General features: G+C 64.9%; 20 protein-coding genes. 14 read left to right on the plus strand and 6 right to left on the minus strand.

Annotation, left to right across the window (positions count from 1 at the left end):
• Nucleotides 1–121: 121 nt before the first annotated feature.
• From ACFQS4_RS03245 to ACFQS4_RS03260, 4 genes are all read left to right on the plus strand, one after another.
• Nucleotides 122–2,293, plus strand: coding sequence for a S9 family peptidase (locus ACFQS4_RS03245; RefSeq protein WP_497902268.1), 2,172 nt, complete (start codon nt 122–124; stop codon nt 2,291–2,293).
• A 159-nt stretch (nt 2,294–2,452) separates the two neighbouring features.
• Nucleotides 2,453–3,469, plus strand: a complete 1,017-nt coding sequence (locus ACFQS4_RS03250) for a metal-dependent hydrolase (protein ID WP_497902269.1) — start codon at nt 2,453–2,455, stop codon at nt 3,467–3,469.
• 79 nt (nt 3,470–3,548) lie between these two features.
• Complete coding sequence (locus ACFQS4_RS03255; protein ID WP_497902270.1) at nt 3,549–4,163, plus strand: hypothetical protein; 615 nt, start codon at nt 3,549–3,551, stop codon at nt 4,161–4,163.
• Nucleotides 4,156–4,863 (plus strand): DUF2238 domain-containing protein, encoded by a 708-nt coding sequence (locus tag ACFQS4_RS03260; RefSeq protein WP_497902271.1) that lies wholly within the window; start codon nt 4,156–4,158, stop codon nt 4,861–4,863. The genes ACFQS4_RS03255 and ACFQS4_RS03260 overlap by 8 nt, the downstream gene beginning before the upstream one ends.
• A 28-nt stretch (nt 4,864–4,891) precedes the next feature.
• Here ACFQS4_RS03260 and ACFQS4_RS03265 read toward each other — a convergent pair whose 3' ends face one another.
• On the minus strand, nt 4,892–5,635 hold the full coding sequence (locus tag ACFQS4_RS03265) for a DNA polymerase sliding clamp (protein ID WP_497902272.1): 744 nt from the start codon (nt 5,633–5,635) through the stop codon (nt 4,892–4,894).
• Nucleotides 5,636–5,993: 358 nt separating this feature from the next.
• Here ACFQS4_RS03265 and ACFQS4_RS03270 point away from each other — a divergent pair, with 358 nt between their 5' ends.
• Entirely contained in the window at nt 5,994–7,868 is a 1,875-nt protein-coding gene (locus ACFQS4_RS03270) for a PAS domain-containing protein (protein ID WP_497902273.1), read from the plus strand.
• 139 nt (nt 7,869–8,007) lie between these two features.
• Here ACFQS4_RS03270 and ACFQS4_RS03275 read toward each other — a convergent pair whose 3' ends face one another.
• Nucleotides 8,008–8,415: a hypothetical protein gene (locus ACFQS4_RS03275; RefSeq protein ID WP_497902274.1), complete on the minus strand. Its 408-nt coding sequence runs from the start codon at nt 8,413–8,415 to the stop codon at nt 8,008–8,010.
• On the opposite strand from ACFQS4_RS03275, the gene ACFQS4_RS03280 reads away from it, so the two are divergent.
• A complete protein-coding gene (locus ACFQS4_RS03280; RefSeq protein ID WP_497902275.1) occupies nt 8,399–8,716 on the plus strand; it encodes a hypothetical protein in 318 nt (105 codons plus the stop codon). The genes ACFQS4_RS03275 and ACFQS4_RS03280 overlap by 17 nt on opposite strands.
• Nucleotides 8,717–8,821: 105 nt before the next feature.
• Here ACFQS4_RS03280 and ACFQS4_RS03285 read toward each other — a convergent pair whose 3' ends face one another.
• Nucleotides 8,822–10,708: a PINc/VapC family ATPase gene (locus ACFQS4_RS03285; protein WP_497902276.1), complete on the minus strand. Its 1,887-nt coding sequence runs from the start codon at nt 10,706–10,708 to the stop codon at nt 8,822–8,824.
• A gap of 221 nt (nt 10,709–10,929) precedes the next feature.
• Here ACFQS4_RS03285 and ACFQS4_RS03290 point away from each other — a divergent pair, with 221 nt between their 5' ends.
• Together ACFQS4_RS03290 and ACFQS4_RS03295 are read left to right on the plus strand one after the other, a co-directional pair.
• Nucleotides 10,930–12,348: an O-antigen ligase family protein gene (locus tag ACFQS4_RS03290; protein WP_497902277.1), complete on the plus strand. Its 1,419-nt coding sequence runs from the start codon at nt 10,930–10,932 to the stop codon at nt 12,346–12,348.
• A 136-nt stretch (nt 12,349–12,484) separates the two neighbouring features.
• Nucleotides 12,485–13,579 (plus strand): M20 family metallopeptidase, encoded by a 1,095-nt coding sequence (locus tag ACFQS4_RS03295; protein ID WP_497902278.1) that lies wholly within the window; start codon nt 12,485–12,487, stop codon nt 13,577–13,579.
• A gap of 52 nt (nt 13,580–13,631) precedes the next feature.
• Here the strand turns inward: ACFQS4_RS03295 and ACFQS4_RS03300 are convergent, their stop codons facing one another.
• Complete coding sequence (locus tag ACFQS4_RS03300) at nt 13,632–14,174, minus strand: DoxX family protein (RefSeq protein ID WP_497902279.1); 543 nt, start codon at nt 14,172–14,174, stop codon at nt 13,632–13,634.
• Nucleotides 14,175–14,337: 163 nt separating this feature from the next.
• Between ACFQS4_RS03300 and ACFQS4_RS03305 the strand changes: the two genes are divergently transcribed.
• The 6 genes from ACFQS4_RS03305 (at nt 14,338) to ACFQS4_RS03330 (ending at nt 22,656) form a co-directional block, all read left to right on the plus strand.
• Entirely contained in the window at nt 14,338–15,858 is a 1,521-nt protein-coding gene (locus ACFQS4_RS03305; protein WP_497902280.1) for a carboxypeptidase M32, read from the plus strand.
• Between the two features lie 150 nt (nt 15,859–16,008).
• Nucleotides 16,009–16,611 (plus strand): TIGR00296 family protein, encoded by a 603-nt coding sequence (locus ACFQS4_RS03310; RefSeq protein WP_253431914.1) that lies wholly within the window; start codon nt 16,009–16,011, stop codon nt 16,609–16,611.
• Between the two features lie 217 nt (nt 16,612–16,828).
• Nucleotides 16,829–17,893 carry a hypothetical protein gene (locus ACFQS4_RS03315; protein WP_497902281.1) on the plus strand — a complete coding sequence of 355 codons (1,065 nt, stop codon included), beginning with the start codon at nt 16,829–16,831 and terminating at the stop codon, nt 17,891–17,893.
• 39 nt (nt 17,894–17,932) lie between these two features.
• Nucleotides 17,933–20,503 (plus strand): hypothetical protein, encoded by a 2,571-nt coding sequence (locus ACFQS4_RS03320; RefSeq protein ID WP_497902282.1) that lies wholly within the window; start codon nt 17,933–17,935, stop codon nt 20,501–20,503.
• On the plus strand, nt 20,428–21,981 hold the full coding sequence (locus tag ACFQS4_RS03325; RefSeq protein ID WP_497902283.1) for a carboxypeptidase M32: 1,554 nt from the start codon (nt 20,428–20,430) through the stop codon (nt 21,979–21,981). The genes ACFQS4_RS03320 and ACFQS4_RS03325 overlap by 76 nt, the downstream gene beginning before the upstream one ends.
• Before the next feature lie 90 nt (nt 21,982–22,071).
• On the plus strand, nt 22,072–22,656 hold the full coding sequence (locus ACFQS4_RS03330) for a hypothetical protein (protein ID WP_497902284.1): 585 nt from the start codon (nt 22,072–22,074) through the stop codon (nt 22,654–22,656).
• 107 nt (nt 22,657–22,763) lie between these two features.
• Here the strand turns inward: ACFQS4_RS03330 and ACFQS4_RS03335 are convergent, their stop codons facing one another.
• Together ACFQS4_RS03335 and ACFQS4_RS03340 are read right to left on the minus strand one after the other, a co-directional pair.
• Nucleotides 22,764–23,264, minus strand: a complete 501-nt coding sequence (locus tag ACFQS4_RS03335) for a helix-turn-helix transcriptional regulator (RefSeq protein ID WP_497902285.1) — start codon at nt 23,262–23,264, stop codon at nt 22,764–22,766.
• Nucleotides 23,265–23,574: 310 nt separating this feature from the next.
• Nucleotides 23,575–24,048, minus strand: a complete 474-nt coding sequence (locus ACFQS4_RS03340; protein ID WP_497902286.1) for a FlaD/FlaE family flagellar protein — start codon at nt 24,046–24,048, stop codon at nt 23,575–23,577.
• Between the last annotated feature and the right edge of the window lie 213 nt (nt 24,049–24,261).

The raw sequence follows: 24,261 nt of genomic DNA on the forward strand, positions 1-24,261 counted from the left end.
TACTGATTCTTGGACACTCACGACGTGCTGAACGCCCGGTAATGAGCCTGTGACAGCGTCATTGACGCCCGTGTTTCCTACGAACCGAAACATATACTCCCGACCGCCCGGAGTGAGGACTATGCACACGGTCGACCCCGCCGACTACCACGACATCGTCCAGGTAGCCGACCCCCAGCTCTCGCCGGACGGCGAGCGAGTCGCGTTCGTCCGGAAGGCCCCGGAAGACGACGAGTCCTACGAGGCGACGATCTACGTCGTCCCGCTCGGCGGTGACGAGCCGACCCAGTTCACCGTCAGCGAGGGCGTCGACAGCCAGCCGCGCTGGAGTCCCGACGGCTCACACCTCGCGTTCGTCAGCACCCGCGGCGCCGACGACGACCGGCCGCAGCTCTGGGTCCTTCCGACCGACGGCGGCGAGGCCCGCCAGGTCACGAGCGTCGTCGGCGGCGTCTCCGGCCTCGAGTGCAGTCCCGACGGCTCTCACGTTCTCTTCACGCAGGCCTCGACGGCCGATGACCGCGAGGAGGGGCGCGACTTCGCCGTCGAGCCCGACTACGAACCGGAGACGCCCGACCCGCGGGTTATCGACCGGCTCGTCTATCGGGCCCACCAGCGCTACGCGGACGGCCGCCGGAACCACGTCTACACGCTCGACGTCGAGTCGGCGCTCGAGCAAGGGACCGTTACCGAGACCGTAGGCGACAACGACGCCCTCGAGCGACTCACCGACGGCGACGTTGACCACACGGGGGCGGCCTGGGGTGACGACGAAACGGTCTACTACGCCCGAAAGCTCGGCGAGGTGCCCGACGACTCCATCGATTCCGAAATCCTCGCACACGACCTCGAGACGGGCGAGGTCGAGCAGGTCGCCGAAACGATCGGCTGGGCGACGATGCTCGCGGCGACGACCGACGGCCGGGTCGCCTACCCGTGGGTGCCGAAAGACGGGTTTACCCTTCGTCAGACCGAACTGAAGGTGTTCAATCGAACGACGGGTACGGAGACGACCGTCACCGAATCGATCGATCGCACCCTCGGCTACGACGGCGGGCTCGAGTGGGGACCCGACGAGGAGACCCTCTACTTCGCCACGCCGGACGAGGGCGCGAGCGCGCTCTGGTCGGCCCCCGGCGACGGGAGCGAGGATCCAACCACCGTCTACGGCGAGGGCGTCACTCTCGAGGGCTTCTCGGTAGGTGAAAACGCCATCGCCTACGTCCAGAGCGAGTGGGACCACTCGGGGGACGTCTTCGCGTCCACGCGCGGGGGCAACGAGGTCACCCGGCTGACCCGCGTCAACGCCGACTACCTCGAGGATCGAGCCGTCGCTCAGCCCGAAGAATTGCGCTACGAGAGCGACCAGGGGCCGGTTCAGGGCTGGCTATTGACGCCGCCGGATTTTGATCCCGAGGAGACCTACCCGCTCGTCGTCGAGATTCACGGCGGCCCCCACGCCCGTTGGACCACCAGCGGGACGATGTGGCACGAGTTCCAGAGCCTCGCCGCCGCTGGCTACGTCGTCTTCTGGTCGAACCCCCGAGGATCGACTGGGTACGGCGAGGCCCACGCGGCCGCCATCGAGCGCGACTGGGGCGACGTGACACTCACCGACGTGCTGGCAGGGGTCGACCTCGCCTGCGAGCGCGAGTACGTCGACGCCGACGAACAGTACGTCACCGGCGGCAGTTTCGGCGGGTTCATGACCGCCTGGACGGTCGGACAGACCGACCGCTTCCGGGCCGCCGTCAGCCAGCGCGGCGTCTACGACTTCACGAGCTTCTACGGCTCGACGGACGCGTTCAAGCTCGTCGAGGGTGACTACGGCGTCACGCCCTGGGAGGACCCCGAGCACCTCTGGGCGCACTCCCCCGTCGCGCACGTCCCGGACGTGACCACGCCGACGCTCCTGATCCACGCCGACCAGGACTACCGCACGCCAGCGAACACGGCCGAACTGTTCTACCTCGGCCTGAAGAAACACGGCGTCGACACCCGGATGGTTCGGTACCCCCGCGAAGGCCACGAGCTCTCCCGCTCGGGCGAGCCGGCCCACGTCGTCGACCGCCTCGAGCGGATCGTCCGCTGGTTCGACGGCTACAGCGACTACACCGACGCGTCGCCAGCGCTCGAGCGCGGGCCGAACGAGGGACTTACGGCGGGCCAGGAGGGCGATGCGAGCGAGGGTGGTGACGATGCGAACGAGAGTGGTGGCGATTCGAACGAAGGCGAGGACGAGAACGGGGACGACGACGCGCCAGCCGAGAATAACGAGGATACGAGCGCCTGATATCGCGTCGCTACAGATTTCTCGCCCTCGAGCGGCCTGGTCATCGCCGTTGCGCCACCCTCGAGCCGCCAACCACCGCCGTCACCCTTCCCTCGAGCACTTTCGACCACCGAGATCACGCGAGTCGCTTAAGCCGACGCGTTCCCTACCCGATGTATCGTGTTCGTCGGTCACGCACTCTTCGCGTTCGCCGTCGCGGCACTCGTCGCCGAGTGGCGGGGCTGGGAGTCACGCCGTGCGCTGGGGATCGGGGTCGTCGCCGGCCTTTTCGCCGCGATCCCCGACGTCGACGTCGCCTACGCGCTCGTCGGCCTCGCCGAGTGGAATCTCGGCGACGGCGCGCTCGGGGCCTCGACCGCGTTCTGGGACGCCAGCCGAACCGTCCACCGCTCGGCCACCCACTCGCTGGTCGTTGGTCTCGTCGGCGCATCCGCGTTCGGCCTGCTCGCGATTCGTCGCACGCGAACACACTCGAACTCGAGGTCGAGTACGACGGGGGCTCGACTTGCACACACCGCCGCCGCCGGGTTGCTCGCCGCACTCGTGATCGTCGCGTTCGCCGCGTCCGGTCCGGTCGCGGCGTTCGTGATGGCCCTCTTCGCGATCGCCGGCGCCGGCGTCGCGCTCGGAACCGCCCGGGTGACCACCTTCTCGCCGACGACCGTCGCCCTCGCGGCGCTCTGGGGTCTGTGCTCGCATCCGTGGGGCGACCTGTTCACCGGCGAACCGCCGGCGTGGCTGTTCCCGTTCGCCACACCCGCCCTCGAGTCTCGCGTCCTGCTCCACCCGGATCCGACGCTGAATCTGCTCGGTGCGTTCGCGATCGAACTCGGTATCATCTGGCTCGCCCTGCTCACCTACGCGCGCCTGGCCGACCGAAACCTCCTCACGGCGCTGGACCGCCGCGCCGCCGCCGGGGCCGCCTACGGGATCGTCGCCCTGGTTAGCACGCCCCCGACGCTCGACATGTCCTACCACTTCGTCTTCTCGATCCTGGGCGCCGGGATCCTCTGTGGCGTCGTCCGGGAGGGAACCGTACCGGGGATTCACGGCCTGATTCCGCGGCGCTGGCGCACCTCAAGGGGCGTGTTCGGCATCGCTCTTACGGCGCTGACCGGCGTGACCGTCGCGCTTTTGGCCTACGTGGCAGTGTACGCGCTCGTGGGTCCGCTGTAGATACTATCTTCGACAAAATCGAATCGAACCCCTCTGGAGAGCCCTCTCCTTTTTAAGGATTCCATCGGTATCAGTGACCGTGTCTCAAACGCGACTCGAGGAACTGATCGGCGACGACCGGACGAACGCCGTCGCCGGCTGGGCGATCGTGGTCGCCCTCGCGGGAATCGGGATTGGCGGGCTGGCCACCCGTGAACTCCTGTGGGCGACGTTCGCGCTGGTCCTGGTCGGGCTCGCCATCCTTCCGCCGATCGCCTTCCGATCACCGCTGGTCATGCTCCCCTGGGAGGTGCTGTTGCTCGCCGCGACTCCGGCACTCGGCATCGTGCTGGGGGCCGACCTCCTGACGGGCCACGTCGCCTCCTACCTCTCGGTGGCCGCGGTCGCGCTCGTGCTCACGGTCGAACTCCAGACGTTCACCGCTGTACGGATGACCGCCTCCTTCGCCGTCGTCTTCGTCGTCGTCACGACGATGGCCGCCGCCGCCCTCTGGACGGTGTTCCGCTGGGGCGTCGCCACCGTCTTCGGTATCCCGTTCGAGGCCGACCACGACGCCGTCATGTGGGAGTTCGTCTTCTCCGCGCTCGCCGGACTTGGCGCGGGGGTCGTCTTCGAACTGTACTTCAGGCGCCTCGGCCGCATCGACCCGCTCCCCGAGCTCGAGGACCTCTTGCCGGGGGTGGACGATGATTGATCTCGCCGCGTTCACACTCTCGACCGAGCGCCAGCGACAGCTCTCGTACCTGATGGAACTGTCGCTCGTCGGCATGCTCTTCGTGGGCGTCGACCGCGGCAACGGCGGCATCGTCATCAACACCGCAGTGGCCCTCGCCGTGACCCAGCTCCCACCGATCCTGGAGCGCGACTACGGCATTCCGATGGACCCGCGGCTCACCCTCTGGATTACGACCGCCGTCTTCCTCCACGCCTTCGGCACTGTCGGCCTGCCAGGTGCCACGAGCACGCTCTACAGTCAGGTCTGGTGGTGGGACCACATGACCCACGCGCTCTCGGCGTCGGTTGTCGCCGCCGCGGGCTACGCCACCGTCCGTGCCCTCGACGAACACGCCGAGGGCATCCACTTCCCCGGCCGGTTCATCGCGCTGTTCATCCTGCTGTTCGTCCTCGCGTTCGGCGTCCTCTGGGAGATCCTCGAGTTCGCCATCGCTCTCACCGCCGAGGCCCTGGGGCTGCCACGCGTGCTCACCCAGTACGGCCTCGAGGATACGATGCTCGACTTCGTCTTCAACTCGATCGGGGCGTTGATCGTCGCCATCTGGGGTGGGGCCTACCTCGGGGACGTGAGCGGGGCGATTCGCGAGCGACTCGAGGCCCGGAACGCCGGGGGACTGGAGCACCTCGAGCGAGGGGAAACGGAAGAACAGAAGAAGTGAGCGATGTCGACTCGAGTCGATCAGTCGATTAGTCGCTCTGAATCCGCGGCGCCAGCATGTACGTGACCTGGCCCTGTCCCTCCGCAAACCCGAAGTAACACTTGATGGGGAACTCCTCGCCCAGGTCCAGCGTGACCTCGGTGTCGCTCGGGATCGCCTTGTTCATGTCTTTGAGGTAATCCAGCGAGAACAGCGAGTGCGCCGGCCCGACCTGGAGGTCGATGAGGTCGTCCTGGGTCAACTCGAGGTGGACGTCGTCGGTGTCGCCCTCGGCGTTGACGTAGAAGAACTCCTCGGCGTCGTCGACGCCCAGCGCGATGTGATCGGAGACCATGTCCGCCGCCTTGACCGACCGGTTGACGTCCTTGCCCTCGAGGACGACGCGGGCGGGCAGGTCCAGATCCGGAATGTCCGGCTCCTGGCGGATCGAGTCTGGGTCGATCAGCGCGAGGGTGTACTCCAGGCCGTCGATCTGGATGTGGAGTTTGCGAGTCTCTTCGTCGAGTTCGAGCTGGATCAGCTGGCCGGATTCGGCCATGCCGGCGATGTCCTCGAGTCGGGAGAGGTCGACGCCGATCAGGCCGCCGTCGGCCTCGTACGATTCGAACGCGGCCGCCTCGAGCGAGAGGTCGACCATGCCGACGTTGGCGGGGTCGACGGCCCGGATTGAGAGCCCCTCCTCCTCGAGGTGGATCTTGCACTCGTCGACCAGCACGCTCACCGAGTCGAGCGCGCTGGTGAGCGTTTCCGCGCTCACGATGGCCTTGAACATATGGATCGGGCTACGGACGGTCGGTACAAAAAGGCACCCTTTGGCGCTGACCCCGTTCGCGTCCACCGCCTGGCGTCCATTGCTCGTGGCCGTCGACGGTGTTCCGATAGGCAGCACTTCGAGTCGCACGGCGGATCCCGAGTCGCACGTCGATCGCGTCTCTACGAGTTCGCGTCCTCGAGAAACGAGTCGGTGAACTCTGCGAATCGAGGAGACTCGAGGGGTTGGGGGGGGGGCGATCCCCTGAACTGTCGTCGAACGCCCGGTCGTGATGCACCGTATAGACGGGAAAGTCGTGACGCCTCGTCGAGACGGCAACGGTGAACGTTTATCTGATAGAACTCTCAATACCGAACGCATGGGTGAGCGTGGGTTGACAGCTGAAACTTCCTTTCTCGACTCTACAGACGTCGACACGTCACTGCGACGGTATCGAACGATCCTGGACGCAATCGACGACGGACTGTTTCACCTCGACGCCGAGGGCCACGTCGTCGGCGGCGACGACGACTTCCTCGAGACGATCGGTTGCGACCGTGCCGACATCCGCGACGAGCACGTCTCGACGCTCTTCGACGAGGGCGCGTCGACGCTCGAACGAGAGATCGAACGGCTTCGGACAGCGCCGCCGTCTGGCCCACGGAACGACCTTCTCGAGTGTACCGTCGAGACCGATTCCGGAAACCGGCTGTTGTGTGAAGTGCGAGTCAACCCGATCGTCGAGGACGACACCGTAGAGGGCATCGTCGGAATCGTTCGTGACGTGACCGAACAGCGAGAACGTGAGCGCTTCCTCGACGACGCGAAATCGCAACTCGAGGCCGCGACCGAGGCCGGGGCCGTCGGCACGTGGGAGTGGAACATCCCCGAAGACGAGTTCACCACGAGTTCCTGGTTCGCTGAGAAGTTTGGCGCCGACCCCGACGCCGTCCAGGAGGGAGTCTCCCTCGACGACATCGTTGCAGGGATCCACGAGGACGACCGCGAGCGAGTCGAGAACGCGATCGAAGCGGCCATCGAGGCCCGTGGCGAGTACGAAGAAGAGTACCGCGTCTGGAACGCCGACGGTGAACTCCGGTGGGTCGTCGCTCGCGGACACGTCGATTCCGACGAGGAGGGCAATCCCACGACATTCCCTGGTGCTCTCATCGACATCACCGAGCGTCGAGCGGCCCAGCGTGAACTCCGCGAGAGCGAGGCGAAACTCAGAGTCCTCGCGGAGAACGTCGACGAGGTCGTCTGGATGGCCAGCGCGGACGGCTCCGAGTTCGTCTACATCAACCCAGCCTACGAGGACGTGTGGGGGCGCGATCGGGAGTCGCTGTACAACGACCCGCTGTCGTTCCTCGAGGCAATTCATCCCGACGACCGCGAGCGCGTCCGCGAGGCGTTCGCGGCCCTCCCGGGGGAAGCGTACGACGAGGAGTACCGGGTCGTACAGCCGGACGGCGAGGTGCGATGGGTTCACGCACAGGGCGGCAGCGTCCGCACCGCCGACGACGACCTGAACAGGATCGTCGGCACCGCCAAAGACGTCACCGCCCTCAAAGAACGCGAACGAAAGCTCGAGGAGACGATCGAAAAGCTCGAGCAATCTAACGACCGACTCGAGAGTCTGGCCAGTATGATCGCTCACGAACTTCGAAATCCGGTCGCGATCGGTCAGATATACGCGAACCAGTTGCCGGCCGAGGCGGACTCGGACGCGGTCGAGTACGTAGACGAGGCGTTCGACCGAATCGAAACCATGATCGACGTTCTGCTGGTCTTGACCCACGGACGAACGTCGGTCGGCGACCGGGAGCCGGTCCCGCTCGCGACCGCCGCACGAGACGCCTGGGGCGAGGTGGACGCTCCCGACGCGACGACCCACATCTCACTCGAAGGCGAGATCAGGGGCGACGAGACGTACATCCAACACCTGTTCAGAAACCTCTTCGAAAACGCCGTCCTTCACGGTGGCCCGGACGTCACCGTCCGGGTCGAGCGAACGCCGGAGGGCTTTTTCGTCGCCGACGACGGACCAGGGTTTTCGGTGGACGATCCGGAGACTGCGTTCGAGGCCGGCTTTACGACCGCCGAGGAACACGGCGGAACCGGACTGGGCCTGGCGTTCGTTCGGGAACTGGCCGAGGTGTACGGGTGGACGTGTGCGATCGGCGAGAGCGACGAAGGCGGCGCGCGGATCGACTTTCTGGACGTCGACTTCTCGAGTTCTGAACCTGACCCGTAATTCTGCGTTTCGTGTTCGGATGCCGATTAGCGAGCACTCGTCCGTCGCGCTTCAGACCATCGGCGTCTACGTCGCCGTCGTCGGGGTCTTCGTCCACGTCTCCACTGTAATCCGTCCGCTGGCCTCGATGAGTTGCTCACTACGCAGGGCTGGACCGGCTGGAGACACCGACACCGACACTTTTGTCGATAACCGATCCACATTCGGATAGATGACCGCCGGTACGCACTCGAGCGGTGCCTCGGGCAACGTTTCGGATCCGGACATCGAGGATCTGCTGGACAAACTGGACGAGTTGAAAGACGCCGCTGACGATCCTGGAGAACGTCGGCGAGTCGAGGAGACGATCAGGCTCGTCAATCGAATGCTCGAGAAGCGAGGCGTTTACGAAGCGGATCACGAAGTACACGACGAAGGACATCGCGCAGGCGTTCGTGGGCTCCGTCATCTTCGCGCTCCCACTCCTCGTCGGGGACGGCGTTTTCACCATCGCGTAGTGGTTCCTGACGGCTACCCTCGGCGGCGTTCCCGTGTTCTTCGTCGCCAATCTCGGCTTTCTCCTGGCGATGACCGCGGGATTGCTCTACTACGCTGACTTCAGGCAGGTCGAGGTTCGAAAGCCAATCCTCGGCGTGATCCCGCGACGGTACGCGGGAGTCCTCCTCGTTTCGTTTCTGGCGTCCACTGGGATGCTGTTCATGTGGGGGCAACTCTCCGCGGGGAATCCGACGACGATGGAGCAGGTGAGTCGCGTGACGGTAATCTGGACGGTCGCCGCGTTCGGCGCCGCACTGGGTGACATCCTTCCGGGAGAATCGACGGACGAGGACATCAACGACCGTCTTTGACCGGCAACGATCGCGCGTCACCTCGATCCACCCATCGCTCGCGCAAAAATCTCCACCAAAAAGCCGCGACTCGCTTCGCTCGCCGCAGTACAACAGGGACGATGGCTACGACGGGACGACCGTAATCGGCCGCTTGCGATCGATCGCGTCCTCGAGATCGTCCGCGATCGCACTCCCTCTCGAAACCTGGATTTCGCCCCCGCGGCTCACCGTCGCCGTGAAGAGGTACTCGCCACCGGCTTGCACCTCGACCGTTTCGCCGTGGTTGCCGTCGACGGGGACGATGACGTGTCTCGAGGTGATCTCGGGGGTCACGATCTGGCCGGCTGGCTGTGCGTTGCCGCTGTTTCTGCCCGCGCTGCCGTGGCCACCTCGGCCATTACCTCCACCGCCCGAGCCCGACCCGTGGGGATTCTCGTCGTGCGTTCGTACGTCGATATCGATCCCAAGCCGGTTCTCGACGTCGGTAATTCGCCCGCCACCCTTGCCAATTACCGTCGAGATGTCATCTTCCTCGACGTAGACGACGGCGCGGTTCTGGCTCTTCAACTGGACGTCGACGTAGCCACGGGCGATCGACCGGATCTCGCGTTCGATCTCGGACTTGGCGATGCGGTCGACGCCACTCTCTGCAGTTTCGCCGCCGTCCTCGAGTGGGACCGTGACGACCTGGCGGTTAAAGGTATAAATCTCGTAGGCGGGTTTGCCCGTCTGGAAGTCCGTTACCTGGATCACGGGGCGAGCGAGGTCCTCCTCGGTGAGCCCCGCGGGGACCTTCACCTCCGTCTTGACGTCATAGACGGTCGAGACCTCCCCGGCGTCGATGTAGACGACGGTGTCGACGACCTGCGGGATCATCCCCAGTTCCACCCGACCAACCAGTCGCTGGAGGGCGTCGATCGGACGGGTCGCGTGGACGACCCCGATCATGCCGACGCCGGCGAGGCGCATGTCCGCGAAGACCTCGAAGTCGTCGGTCTTGCGGACCTCGTCGTAGATCGTGTAGTCGGGCCGGACCATCAACAGGGCGTCCGCGGTCTTGTCCATCCGCCCGCCGAGTTCGGTGTACTGGGTAATCTCGGGGCCGACCTGGAGGTCGCGGGGCTTCTCCATCGTCTTGACCGCGTAGTCGTGGTCGTTCAGGTAGCGGGCGATCGACTGGGCGAACGTCGACTTCCCGGCTCCGGGCGATCCGGAGATGAGGACGCCGCGCTGGTGCTCGAGCAGACGCTCCTTCAGTTCGTCGGCGTGTTCGTAGTCCTCGATGTCGGTCTGGACGATCGGTCTGACGGCGGTGATCTCGATACCGTCGGCGAACGGCGGCCGAGCGATGGCGATCCGGTAGTCCCGGAACTGGACGATCTTCATCCCCGGTTCCGAGAGTTCGATGAAGCCGCCGGTAGCCTCGCGGGCGCCGTCGACGACCTCGCGGGCGTATTCGTCCATCGTGTCCTCGTCGAGGGGCTCGTCGGCGATTTCCTGGTAGTGCATGTCGCCGATCTCCCCGCGTTTGGCCTTCGGCCGCGTGTCCGTCTTGAGGTGGACGCTCATCGTCTGGTCGTCGAAGTACTCCTCGATGGCTAGAGTCCCGACTCGCCGCACTTCGGGGGAGAGATAATCCACCTCGAGGCCCTTCGCCTGGGCCACCTCGGCCTGAACGATGTCGCTCGTGACGAAGGTGGCCTCGAGGTCCTCGGCCAGGTCGCGGATGACGGCGTCGATCTCGCCCTCGGCGGCGTGGCCGCGCTCGATGGCGGAGGGCCGCTCGCCGACGTACTCGAGGTCGATGCGGCCCTCGTCGGCGAACTCGGCCAGCCGTTTGAGTTCGCCCAGGCCGTCCCAGCCGCTGTCGAGGCCGTCGTTGGCCTGCGCCTCGAGTTCGGCGACGACGGCTTCCGGTACCGAGACCGTCGCTCCCTCGAACTGCCCGTCTTCGATCGCAGCGGAGACGCGGCCGTCAATGGCCACGCTCGTGTCCGGCACGACGTGCATAACGGTAACTGCTCGACGGAGGCGTATAAGCGTGTCCACCGGCGATACCAGGTGTGCGGCTGCCGGACGCGTGCTGGTTGCCGGACGGGCGAGTACGCGGAAATCGTCCAGTCGCGAACAGTCAGCGAGACAGAACGCGTCTGGAGGGTGGTCGCTCGACCTGTACCTGGCAGATTGTCGATTGGAACAGCTATTTATCACTCGTTGTGATTGCCACGACTGTGGCTACGATCGACCAGCAACCGGCGTCGCCGCTCGTCTTCGACCGGAGCGACGGCTGGCTCACGACCGGCGCGACCGGCCTCCTGTTCGCGTGCTACCTGGGACTGGTCGTCGTCGCAAACGCGACCGACTCGGTACATGCGTGGCACCTCGCCGCCGTCGCGGTCGTCCCCGGGGCAGTCCTCGGCTGTCGACTCGCCGTGGCCTCATCTCGAGCGGCCGTCCGCCGTGGACTCGGTCTCGTCGTCATTCTCGCCGCGGCCGCGGCCGTCCTCGCCGTCGTCTATCGCAGCCGCTCGCCGGGATTCGGATTCGGGTCGATCCGACCGCTCTCGGTCGTCGTCGTCTTCGTCGCCATCGTCTCGTTCTTCCTCCTCGTCACCGACGCGAGGCAGTACTCGGTCGGCGAGTGGGTCGCGGTGGGTTGTTTCGCGGCACTCGCCGCCGTCTCGCTCGCACACACGCTGGCGTTCGTCCCCTCGAGTTCGCAGTCGCGCTGGCCCGTGTGGGCCCTGGTCGTGATGGGGAGCAGCCTCGCCGTGATTCCACGCCTCGTTCCCGAACGGGTGTTCCTCTGGATCCTCGCTCGCCTGGCCGCGGCCGTCGTCCTGCTGGGCCTGTTCACGTACCTCGTCGGCGACTACTCGCTGTGGATCTTCGAGGTTCGCCAGTGGTCCGGCTCCCCGTCGCTCCCGGGAATCGAGACCGACGTCACGATCATGCGATCGATCTTTGTGAACCCGAACTCCCTCGGCGTGGTCACCTTCGCCGGGTTCGTCGCCGCCGCGGTAGAGTTTCATTGGGCGGTCGCCACCAGGCGCCCCCTCGGTGGGGCCGTCACCGCCGCCCTCGCCGGAATCTGCGGCCTCGGGTTGTTTCTGTCGAACGCCCGGGCGTCGATGCTCGCCGCGGCGACCGCCGTCGTGATCTACGCCGGGTACGTCGTCTTCGGTCGACGCGCCGTTCCAGCGGTACTCGTCGCGACCGCCCTCACGATTACCGGATTTCTCCTCGGAATGTACGTCGACGTCATCGGCATCTCCGACTCGAACCGCTTCGACCTCTGGGCCGGGAGCCTGGCGGCGATCCGGGACGGGCCGTTCCTGTTCGGCTACGGCGCTCCGGCGAGCCACGTCATTGAGCCCTACCTCGACGGCGGACTGTCCGCGTCGCCGCACAACTCGTACCTCTCGGTGTTCGTCCGGTTCGGACTGGTCGGCGGCCTCGCGTACCTCGGTCTCGTCGTCGGCAGCGTCGTCGCCGGGGCGATCGAGTACCGCGAGGTCGACGTCGCGATGCTCGCGTTCGCCGCCGGCTGGGCCGTCCACCAGCTATTCGAGTCCTACACTCTGTTCTGGTGGTCGCCCGGTGCGGTGATCGGGTCGCTCGTCATCGGGTACCTCCTGTTCGGGGACTGAGCGCTCGAGCCGGCGGCGGTCAGACCCACGTTCGATCCGGAGGTGATCGGTTCCACGCTCGATCTGGGTGTGGTCAGATCCACGCTCGAGAGCCGAACCCGGTGGACCCAACACCTCCGCCGTCGTACCCGTCGCCATGCACGTTCGCGAATTGACTCGCGACCTCGTCTCGATTCCCAGCCACGAGGACGAGACGGCCGCGGGCGACTACGTCGAGGACTGGCTGCGACGCGAAACCGATGCCGACGTCACGCGAGACGAGGTGGGGAACGTGATCGCCCGACGAGGGGCGGGCGGAGCGTCGTTGGCACTCGTCGGTCACCACGACGTCGTCGACCCGGCCCCCTCACAGCTCGAGGACAACGGCGGGTACGTCGTCGACGAACGAGCGGGGCGCCTCTACGGTCGCGGCGCGGCCGACATGAAGGGGGCCGTCGCGGCGGCGATGATCGCGTTTCGAGACGCCGAGCCTCCCGGAGAACTCGTCTTTTCGAGCTTCGTCGGCGAGGAAGTCGGCGGCGTCGGCGCCCGCCACGCCATCGAACACGGCTTCGTCCCCGACTACGCGGTCGTCGGGGAGGGGTCGACGAACTACTCCGGCCCAGGCGTGACCGACGTTGCCGTGGCCCACCGGGGTCGCCGCGGGAGCACGATCACCGCCCGCGGAACGGCGGCCCACGCCAGCGAACCCGACGCGGGCGAGAACGCCATCTACCGCGCGGCCGACGCCGTCGAGGCGATTCGCGACCTCGAGGCCCCGACGGTCGAAGTCGCGGGCGAACCGCTCGAGGGGCAGGCCACCGTCACCGAAATCAACGGCGGGTCGGGGATCAACGTCGTTCCCGAGTCGTGTACGCTGACGGTCGACGAACGAACCGTCCCGGGCGAGCGGGTCGACCTCGAGTCCGTCGCGGACCTGCCAGGGATCGAGTGGGCGGTCGACCAGGACCTGCCGCCGATGCGCTGTGGGGACGACGGATTCGCCGAACGGGTGCTCGAGGTGGCTCGAGCAGTCCAGTCGGACGCGTCGAACCCGCCGGAACTCGTGACGAAACCCCACGCCACCGACGCCGGCTGGCTCGCCCAGGCCGGCACCGAGTGCGTCGTCTACGGCCCGTCCGAACCCGGCGAGGCGCACACGGCAACCGAGAGCGTCTCAATCCGGGCGCTCGAGCGCTGCCGCGAGACGTACCGACGGCTCGCGTCTACGGGCTGGAAGCGGGACGGGTAAATCGCTGGCCGACGCGACTCCTGATCGGAGAAAAGGTCTCGAGAGCGCCCGCCTACCCGAGGAAGTACCGCGTCCACGGATAGCGCTCGACGAGCGGCTGGCCGCCGACCTCGTACTGCTCAATGTAGGCGTCGAGCCCGAGGATGCGGCCGGCGCCGAAGGCGGCGACCGACAGGAAGACGAGCATGTACGCGAAGTCGCCGTTGATGTAGCCGTGGGAGATGTCCCAGTTGCCCAGGTAGAACATGAGCATCATGAACGCGCCCCAGAAGGCCGCCAGGCGCGTCAGGACGCCGAAGATGAGCCCGAGGCCGATGAAGACCTCGCCCCACGGGACGGCGATGTTCACGAAGTCGACGAACCAGCCGGTTTCGGCCATCGAGACGAACAGGTCCGCGGCGGGCCCCGCCTCTCGACTGCCGAGGTAGCCGCCGGCACTGAAGTCTCCGAGGACCTTGTCGAATCCGCTCTGAAAGAAGGCGAGTCCCATCATCAGTCGCAGCGCGAGGATGAACCAGACGCTGAGGGTGTGAAGCTTTCCGGTCGCCGTGTATCCTGCAACTGTGCTTTGCAGTCGTACTTCTTCTGTTGTCATGGTTGAACAGTCGTCTGCTGAACCATTAAACAGGGGGAGCAATTCCCAGCATGTGGTATTCGTCTCGCAACTCGTTTCGCTCCGTTCGAGGCGTTGCCAGCACCATCTCGAGGCGTTCACCGAAACCACGAGGTTGATAGCCCGCCGCAAGTATTGCAGTGACATGGCGACAGTCTCGGAGACGGAAACGGACGCGTACGACGAACTTCTCACGCGCATCGAGCGCATTTCGAACGTCGGCAACGCCGCCGGAATCCTCCGGTGGGACCAGGAGGTCGTGATGCCCGAGGGCGGTACGCCCGCGCGGGCGAAACAGCTCTCGACGCTCTCGGCGCTCGGCCACGAACTGCTGACCGACGAGCGAACCGGCGAGTTGCTCGAGGCACTCGAGGATACCGAACTCGACGGGGAAGAAGAAGCCGTCGTCCGCGAAATCCGACGGCGGTACGACCGGGCGACGAGCGTTCCCCAGGACCTCGTCGAAGAGATCTCGGAGACGACCGCGAACGCCCACCCGACGTGGGTCGAGGCCAAAGAAGAAGACGACTTCTCGATTTTCGAACCGACGCTCGAGAAACTGGTCGACCTGCAAAAGGAGTACGCGAACCACATCGATCCGGACGCCGATCCTTACGAGGTCCTCTTTGCCGACTACGAACCCTACCTCGACCTCGAAACCGCCGAGCGAGTCCTCGAGCGCTTGCGCGACGAACTCGTGCCGCTGCTTGAGGCCATCGACGACTCCGAGGCCGACGTCGAAACCGACGCGTTCGCGGGGACGTTCGACGACGACGATCAGGAGGCGCTGGCGCGCGACGTCCTGGACTCGCTAGGCTACGACTGGGACCGCGGTCGCCTCGACACCGCGCCGCACCCGTTCTCGACGGGCACTCAGTTCGACGCGCGCGTGACGACTCGCTTCGACGAGAACGACCTGCTGGGCTCGATCACGTCGACCATCCACGAGTTCGGCCACGCCAACTACACCCTCGGGCTCCCCGACGAGGGATACGGCACCCCGCTCGGTGAAGCGCGAGACCTGACCGTCCACGAGTCCCAGTCCCGCCTCTGGGAGAATCACGTCGGTCGTTCCCGTCCATTCTGGGAGCACTTCCTGCCGATCGCCCGCGAGCGCTTCCCCGAACTCGAGGACGTCTCCCCGGAGGCGGCCTACCAGGCGGCCAACCAGGTCTACGACGACAACCTGATCCGGGTCGAGGCGGACGAACTCACCTACCACCTCCACATCGTCGTTCGCTTCGAGATCGAACGCGACCTAATCTCGGGCGACCTCGAGGTGTCGGACGTGCCCGAAGCCTGGAACGACAAGTACGAGGAGTACCTCGGCGTCCGCCCCGAAACCGACGCCGAGGGCTGTCTCCAGGACATCCACTGGAGCCACGGCTCGTTCGGGTACTTCCCGACGTACTCGTTGGGATCGGTGCTCGCCGCGCAACTGTACGCCGCCGCCGAGGACGGCCTCGGAGAGCTCGACGACCGCGTCCACGAGGGCGACTTCGCGGACCTCAACGGCTGGCTTCGCGAGGAGATTCACGCCCACGGCAAGCGCTACACCACGCCGGACCTGGTCGAGGAAGCCACCGGCGAGGCCTACACGGCCGATTACTTCCTCGAGTACGCGAAGCACAAGTACGGCGACCTGTACGATCTCGAGAGCTACTGAGGCTGAGCCACTCTCGAGGCCGGCCGAACGGGCGCCAGTAATCCCGTATTGTGCCCGACGCAAGGCGATTTTTCGTCCCCGTAAGCCGGGGCTACTATACCCCTTTTCCAATAGAAGCGCTTTAGGGGACGTAACTCCTTGTACGTCTGTATGTCCCAGCGACAGGGCGCAGACCTCTCCTACGAGGACGGGGCGCGTGCAGTCGAACTCGCACGCGAATCCGTCGAATCCTACGTACGGCACGGCCAACGAGAACACCCGGGAAGCATGCGCGAGACCTTTTACGAGCGCACCGGCGCGTTCGTCCGGCTTGAATCGACCCGCGGTCGGGGCAGCCTCCGGGGCTGTGCCGGCGGCTATCGCTCGGGTGAACAGCTCGGTCACGTCATCGTCGACGCGGCGATCGAAGCCGCGAGCGGCGATTCCTGTGGCTCGGAGGTGACGCCCTCGGAACTCTCGAACCTGACCGTCTCGGTCTGTACGGTTCGGAACATCCTGCTCACCGACGACCCGCTCGAGGACCTCGAACTCGGAACCCACGGCGTCGCCATCGACGGCGGCGGCAACGCGGGGTGGCTCTACCCGACGATTCCGGTCGAGAACGGCTGGAGCGCCCGCGAGTACCTCGACCGAACGTGTCGCAAGGCCGGACTCCCCCCGACGGCCTGGCAGGACGACGACGTCGTCGTCACCCTCTTCGAGGGACAGGTCTTCCGCGAGCGCTCGAGCGACGGGAGCATCGAGGAACTGTAACGTCTCCCGTCGCGTCGGTCCTGGCTCGATGTGGCCCGCGCTCGGTGCCCAATCGCCGGACAGACGCACGTCGGAGGTGGCGCCTTCGGGAGGCGTCCACCAGGGGAGGGGGACACTACACTTTTTATAGCGAGCGGCGCATCGACGAACAGCATTTGACGCGTCGCCTGGCGCCTCAAGTCGGCAGTGAGTAGGGACGGCTGGCGGGTGAGGTGAGGTGAATTTCGACTGGTGCGAACTCGAGGTAAGGGGGACGGCTCCGCTCGACCCGGACAGCAACTCGACGTTCACGGATGCAAACGAGTCGGACCGGGGACTGCTTGACGGGCAGAAAGACCTCGACCGCTATGGGCTGGTATCGTACGAAGAGTACTGGATCGGCACCGATCCCCTGGACCCGGATACGAGCGGTGACGGGCTCGAGGACGGCTGGCAGGTCTACGTGTCGGGAACCGACCCGCTGGTGAACGACTCGTTCGACGACGGCGTTCTCAACCGCGACCGGGACCTCAGCGGCGACGGGTTAACGCTGCTCGAGGAGCAAGCCCACGGAACGAATCCGCACGTTCCGGATACCGACCGTGACGGATTGACGGATTACGCGGAGATACACGTCCACGGAACCGATCCACTGGTCCGAGACACGAGCGGCGACGGACTCACGGACGGCGAAAAGATTCGCCTCGAGCTCGATCCGCTGGCGAACGACACGGCCCCGGACGGGACGCCCGCGAGCGAGCGGACGTTCACGACGGAGACGACCGACGAGGACAGCGGGGTGACCGTTGCAGCGACTGGTAAGGGTGTCGTTGCCGACGGAATTCGAGTGACGAACGTCAGTGACGGATTGGACGCGGCCGATCCAGTCGCGGGGCCGATGGTTCGGATTACGAACGATACCGCCTTTGAAAGTGCGACGGTCGAACTCCCGATCGAGGAATCGATCGCCGACGCTGAAAATATCACGGTCATCAAGTGGGATCCGTCGACTGACGAGGGATGGAGGCCCGTCGACACGACGGTCGACGAAACGAATCGAACCGCGACAGCAACCGTTGGCTCGTTCTCGTACATAGTGCCAATTTACGGGGGCGGCACCGGGATTGGTAGTTGGCGGGTCACCGAATCGCCGGGCTGGCCGGTCCTCGAAGATTTCCAGACACTCGAGGGGTGGACGGCCGACGGCGACGTCGATCAGGTTAACGGTGTCGCCAAGGTGGGAAGCGGGTACGAGGTCCACGATAGTGACCACAGTTCATCGGAAAACGTCGGTATCCTGTAAATCCCGACGTGTGATAAGTACCCCAACATGGAGAATTGTGTGCCGACCGGTGGGGACGATGACGACGACAGCGACGGTGATAGTGGTGGCAACGATGATGACAGCGACGACGGTGATAGTAGTGGCGACGACGGTGATAGCAGTGGCGATGATAGTGGAAATGGCAGTGATGACGACGACCACGAGCCTGTTCCGACAATTTCGACCCTCGAGCGAACGGTATCGCTGTCCGAGGCGGAAACGATCCACTTCGACACGCGGTTGCGCGGAACCGGAGACGCCGAACTCAGGCTGATCAGTGACGACCGGACGAGAACGGTCTCTGCTCATACGGACTGGCACAACACATCGCTCATCGTCTCTGATTTCGCCGGCCAGGAGGTGACCGTCCAGCTCCGGGCCGAGAACGACGACGAACTCGAGGTCGACTACGTGAGTTTCCTCGAGGATACTGCGGACACCGGTATCCCCGACGAAGTCCAGACGATGCCCCTCAGGATGCGTCATGGTTCACCGGGCGTTTTCTGGTCCCCTCTCGACCTGGATCCGACGGTTGCGGACATGAGCGGCGACGGGCTGACCGACGCCGAGGTCATCGACCTCGAGTGGGATTTCGTCAGGTCCGATCGAGGCGACGGTGCCTGGGACCTCAAAGCCGTGGTCAACGGTGCTACTGCCCATCCCGCTCGTATCGATTCGACCGGCGACGGATTGACCGACCGCCAGCAACTCGAGGGCTGGAAGATCCACGTCGTCGACGAGCACAGCGACGCCGAAGCGATGATGGAGGCGCTCGTCGATCCGGACGGCGACCGCGACTTGGGGCAGTTTTTCACCGAACGGAGGGTGTACTCGAACCCGCTGATCGACGACACCGACGGCGACGGATTGAGCGACGCCGAGGAGTTCGAGCTGGGAACCGATCCCGAGCTTCGGGATACGACCGGTGACGGGATTTCGGATCGAGACGCTCTCGAACTCGACAGGGAGGATCCGACGATGTTCACGGTGACGCCGCCAGCGGTGAGCCTGTCGTCGATCAACGAGGGGATAAATAATGAAAAGTTCGAATTGCCGAAATACTGGGTGACCTATGGGTATGAACTCAGTGATTCCGCTGGCGTGGCGAGTGCTGAACTCAGGCGTGATGGTGCGAGATTTGACAAGAACACGTATCCTGGGAAGAAATCAGAATTCGACACCTCGACGTTCGAGTCGACCCTCGAGATCGCTCTCACTCCGTGGCGAGGCTCGCTGACGACGATCACCGTCGAAGACGTCCACGAGAACATAGGGACCGAGACGCTGTACTACAAACACCCTTACGCGGTCAAATTAGCGACCGAACTCAACTCGCCCGAGGAAGCAGGGGTTCTGACCGGTGTTACGATGGGTGCGGCCGAGTTGCCGGATTTCATCCGCCTGGTTCGGGAGGAGCCGCGAGAGATGGCGACGGCGATGACCGAGTTCATCGAGGAGATGGGACGTGCCTCTGTGGATCCGATGCGGAATCCCTGGGTCGAGATTGCGAAGGATCTGCCACCGAGCATCTATCACGATCAACAGCAGGCGAATCCGTATCCAGCTCCCTCGAGCGATCCACTCGAGTCGTTCTCGACGTGTCTGGGAACGCTCGGCTACTCTGACGGCGACCACCTGGGGCTCAGCGACGAGGAGTTTACCCACTGCCAGTTCGCCAACGGCTGGTATTCGGGGTACAGCGCGTTTCTCGTCATCGAGACGCTCGTCGGCGACAAAGGGTTCTCGAAAGGGGCGACGAGTGCGAGCGACGTGGCCACCCAGCTGCGGCGGGCCTCGGACGACCTCGAGAGCGTGTTGCCGGCGGTCCGGTCGGGGCAGTCGACGCGGACGACCCAGATCAGTCACCGGCTCGTTCCTGACGGAGGGAACCCGCACATCGATACGCCGGCGGTCAGGACCGGATTACAGGAGCGGGGCTTCTCGCCCTACAAACAAAAGACGGGAGTCTCACGACTCGATGAAATCTCCGGACCGCATCTGCAGCAGCTCTCGACGAGCGAGCAGACTGCACTGGCAGCCCGGCTGGCGAACAGTGCCGACGGAGACGCCGCGGTCCGGTTCGTCAACGACCTCGAGCGCGCGAGCGACGTGCGGTATTTCCTCGACGAGGAACTGGCAACGACGAACCGGCTGGTCGACCTCCACGCGAACAAATATCGCACGACGGGTCAGACTCGAGGCGCCGCACTCGAAGTCGTATCAGTAGTCATGGGAACGTCGTGTTTCTCGTCGATTGCCAGGCATCTAGTGCCACCACTCCAACGCCCGGGGACTCCGATCTCGGTCTGTTCGATAGGGAACTCAAAATGGCTGGAACGCATTTTCAGCAAGTATAACGTCGATCTTCCTCAGTTAGCGATAGTTCAATCACGTCGATCCGGACCGCCGAGTGGCTGTAAGCCTTCGCCGCTGAAGAACTCGCTTCTCTACATACGATGGTCGGATCGACCCGAGGATTTACTATCACCCACTCGAACCTTTCGAGACGAAATATGGCAACTGTTGACGAGACTGCCATCGACCCGTCGGACGCCTACGATCGGCTTCTCGAGCGATCCGAGAAGCTGACGAACGTCCGGATGGCGTCGATGGCGCTGGGGTGGGATCAACGGGTGATGATGCCCGAAGGGGGAACGCCGGCGCGAGCGGGGCAACTGTCGACGCTCTCGTCGCTCGCACACGAACTGCTGACCGCTGACGAGGTGGCGACGTGGCTCGAGGCGCTCGAGTCCGATGGGGTGACGCGGGATACGGGTAACGCCGATTCTGCGGACGGCCTCACCGACGAGCAGGCGGCGGTCGTCCGCGAACTCCGCCGGGAGCACGACCGGGCGGTCGACGTCCCGGCCGACCTGATCGAGCGGCTGACGGCCCACCAGGCCGAGACTCAGCAGGTCTGGCAGGAGGCGAAAGCGGCCGACGACTTCGAGCGGTTCGCACCGGCGCTCGAGGAACTGATCGCCCTCCATCGCGAGCGCGCCGCGGCGATCGACCCCGCGGAAAACCCCTATCGAGTGCTCTACGAGGATAGTTTGCCGTACCTGCCGCTCGAGACGGTCGAGCGCATCTTCGACGAGTTGCGCGAGCATCTCGTTCCGCTGATCGACGAGATTCAAGAGCGGGGCCGCGAGTTGCCGACGCCGTTCGCGGGCCACACTTACGACGAGGAGACCCAGATGGCGCTCTCGGAGGCCGTCCTAGACGTGCTGGGCTACGACCGAACCCACGGCCGTCTCGACACGGCTCCTCACCCGTTCATGTCCGGCAACCAGTTCGACGCCCGGATCACGACTCGCTTTCGGGAGGACGACCCGCTCGACGCGCTGACGGCGACGATTCACGAGTTCGGCCACGCGACCTACCAGCTCGGCCTCCCAAAAGACCAGTACGGAACCCCGCTCGGCTCCTCGCTCTCCTCGGGCGTCCACGAGTCCCAGTCTCGCTTCTGGGAGAACCACGTGGGCCGGACGAGAGCGTTCTGGGAGTTGATTCTCCCCACCGTAAAAGAGCACTTCCCCCACCTGGAGGACGTGACCGTCGACGAGGCGTACGCGGCGGTCAACCGGATCTACCCCGACAACCTGATCCGGGTCGAGGCGGACGAACTCACCTACCACCTGCACGTCATCCTCCGGTGTGAGATCGACCGGGCGTTCGTCGAGGGGGACCTCGAGGTCGTCGACGTCCCGCAGGTCTGGAACGACAAGATGGACGACTACCTCGGCGTCCGACCGGAGACCGACGCCGAGGGCTGTCTCCAGGACACCCACTGGTCGTACGGCTTCGCCGGCTTCCAGGGGTACACCATCGGGAGCGTGCTCGCAGCCCAGCTCGACGCCGCGATGCGCGAGGACCTCGAGGTAGACGCGCTCGTCCGGGAGGGGGAGTTCGACCCCCTGCGCGAGTGGATGACCGAGCACGTCCACCGCCACGGCCAGCGCTACCCGACCGAGGAGTTGATCGAGGTGGCGACAGGCGAACCGCTCACCGCCGAGTACTTCCTCGAGTACGTCGACGAGAAGTTCCGGGCGCTGTACGGACTGTAGCGCTGGATCGGCCCGGTTTCGAGCGGGCGCCGCGAGCGACCCTGTGTATGCCGGGCGAGTGCTTCTTTCTCCTGGTACCCTGGCTCGAGTATGCGCCTCTCGATACCGGGGATGCCGGGCATCTACTACGACACCGACGCCGAATCGACCGCGGTCACTCTCGCGCTCACTGCGGCGGGCCGCCGAGCGCCGAAACCGCACGGGTACGCCGTACAGGCGCTCCCGTACCTCTGGGGCTTCGACGTCGACCTCAACGACGTGCCGCCGGACCACCCGCTACAGTATCTCCACCCGGACGGCGCCCGGAGCATCCAGGAGTTCGCGCCAGACGAGAACCTCGAGCGGCTGGCGGGCGACGCCGATCGACTCGGGCGAGTGCTGTGGGCGATCAACGAGGAGACGGAGCGGGGCATCGAGCAGTTGATCGGCAAACGGCGCGAGGAGGAGACTCGAGGGACGACGATCGAGATCGAGTCCGGTGAGTCCGGGGGCCGCGATCGAGACCAGAATCGAGGTCGAGGTCAAGACCAGGGCCAGGATCAGCGTGCGAAACGACCTCGCGCCGACGAGTTCGGAGACGACGTCATCGAACCCGGACCCGACACCGACGCCGACGCTGACGCCGACGTCGATCCCGACACCAGCCACGACCCGGACTCCGACCCTCGAGCGTAGTCACTGTTCGTAGCCACTGCTCGTAATCACTGTTCGGATGACTTCGCCAGAGAGAATCCACGAGTATCGGCTGCCGTCGAACGTTCTGACGAGAAAATCGTCTACACCTACAGCCGCGGCAAGAACGCGTACAACAGCAACCCGAACGCGAGGTGCTGGAGCATCGTTTGCTCGACGGTCGCTCGGACGTAGTCCTCGTCGGCGATGGCGTACTCCTTCGTACGGACCTTCGCGTGCATCGAGAGCACACCCTCGTCCTCCAGCGCGTGGAGGCTCGGATAGACCGTCCCGGGACTGAGTTGGGCACCGAAGAGGTGCGTCAGGTCCGAGAGGAGCTCCTTGCCGTGGGTTTCGCCGTGGAGCGAGATGAGCATGAGGAGAATCTCGTCGAGGTTCTCCTTGATGATGGCGTCGTCGAACTGGACGTCGTCGGTCGGAAGCGCACTCGTGACCTCCGCCATGAGTTCGTCGAGTTCGCGCTCAACGGCACGACTGTCTTCTTTGGTCGTCCCGATCGTGATATCGTACTGTGCTGACTGCCCTGCCGCAGTCGCCGCGCTCGAGAACTGTTCGAGGACGGACTTCGTATTGGGGGGTTGCTCACGCATTTTCGAACACCTGGGGGGTTCACGACCGAACGCACCACCCTTCCCCACGCACGGGAGAACGGTTGGATTGATTCCATTTCCGATCGTGAATTACTCAAGAGGATGAACTACCACGTAATAAAGAACGTGGCCGATTCTTGCCGGTATGAAAACCGATTGTCCGAGATTGAAAGTTGCGTTTTCAGCACTCAGGCTCCGACTGAGGGGGTTTACGGGAGAATCTCAAACTCATATACGAAATAATACATGTCGTCCATCTCGACGGCCGAATCTGGATGGTCGGCGTCGTCGAGAAGATGGTGGTTCGCCGTCAGGAGAGGCTCGTCGCCTCGTCCCGGATGATGCTCACCATCTCACTCGGCTGACTCGAGTCCTTCTCCTCCTCGTCGTCCAGTCGACGCTCGACGCGACGTTCGGCCATCCGCGCGATCATCACGTGTTCCTCGAGGTCGTCGCCGCTGATCTTCGAGATGTACTCGAGGCTCTGAGCGTGGGCGCCAAAGAGCGTCCCCGACAGCGACTCGAGGGGGTACTCGAGGCTTGCGGGTTCGTCGTAGCGACGGTTGTGGATCTCGCCGAGCGAAAGGCCGCGGAGGTAGGAGGTCATCTGCTTGCGGACCAACGGGCTGATCCACCCGAGGGTTTCGTAGTACCGCAGGCAGTTGAGCGCGCCGGTGGTGCCGAAAGTCTCACCGAGGTAGCGAGCCCACTTGATCGTCGCGTCGGCGTGGGCCGAGGACTGTTCGAGCGATTCGAGGTACGGGGTGGGGGTGGGGGATGACATGATGGGGGTGTGGGGTGCCTGGCCGTCTGGCTGCGTGTCTGTTGGGTTCTTCGCCGGAGCAGGCATGAACATTCCCGTCATTTCGAGCGGTGAGTCGAGCGATGAGTCGCGGACAGCGGTGCTCGTTTTCGCGTCTTTGTGAGGGCCTCACACACAGGCCCAACATCTGCAGGGTTCGGAAGGGTTTACCCGTTGCACGCGATTGACTCGCGC

This window comes from Saliphagus sp. GCM10025317, assembly GCF_042663665.1.
GTDB lineage: Archaea > Halobacteriota > Halobacteria > Halobacteriales > Natrialbaceae > Natronosalvus.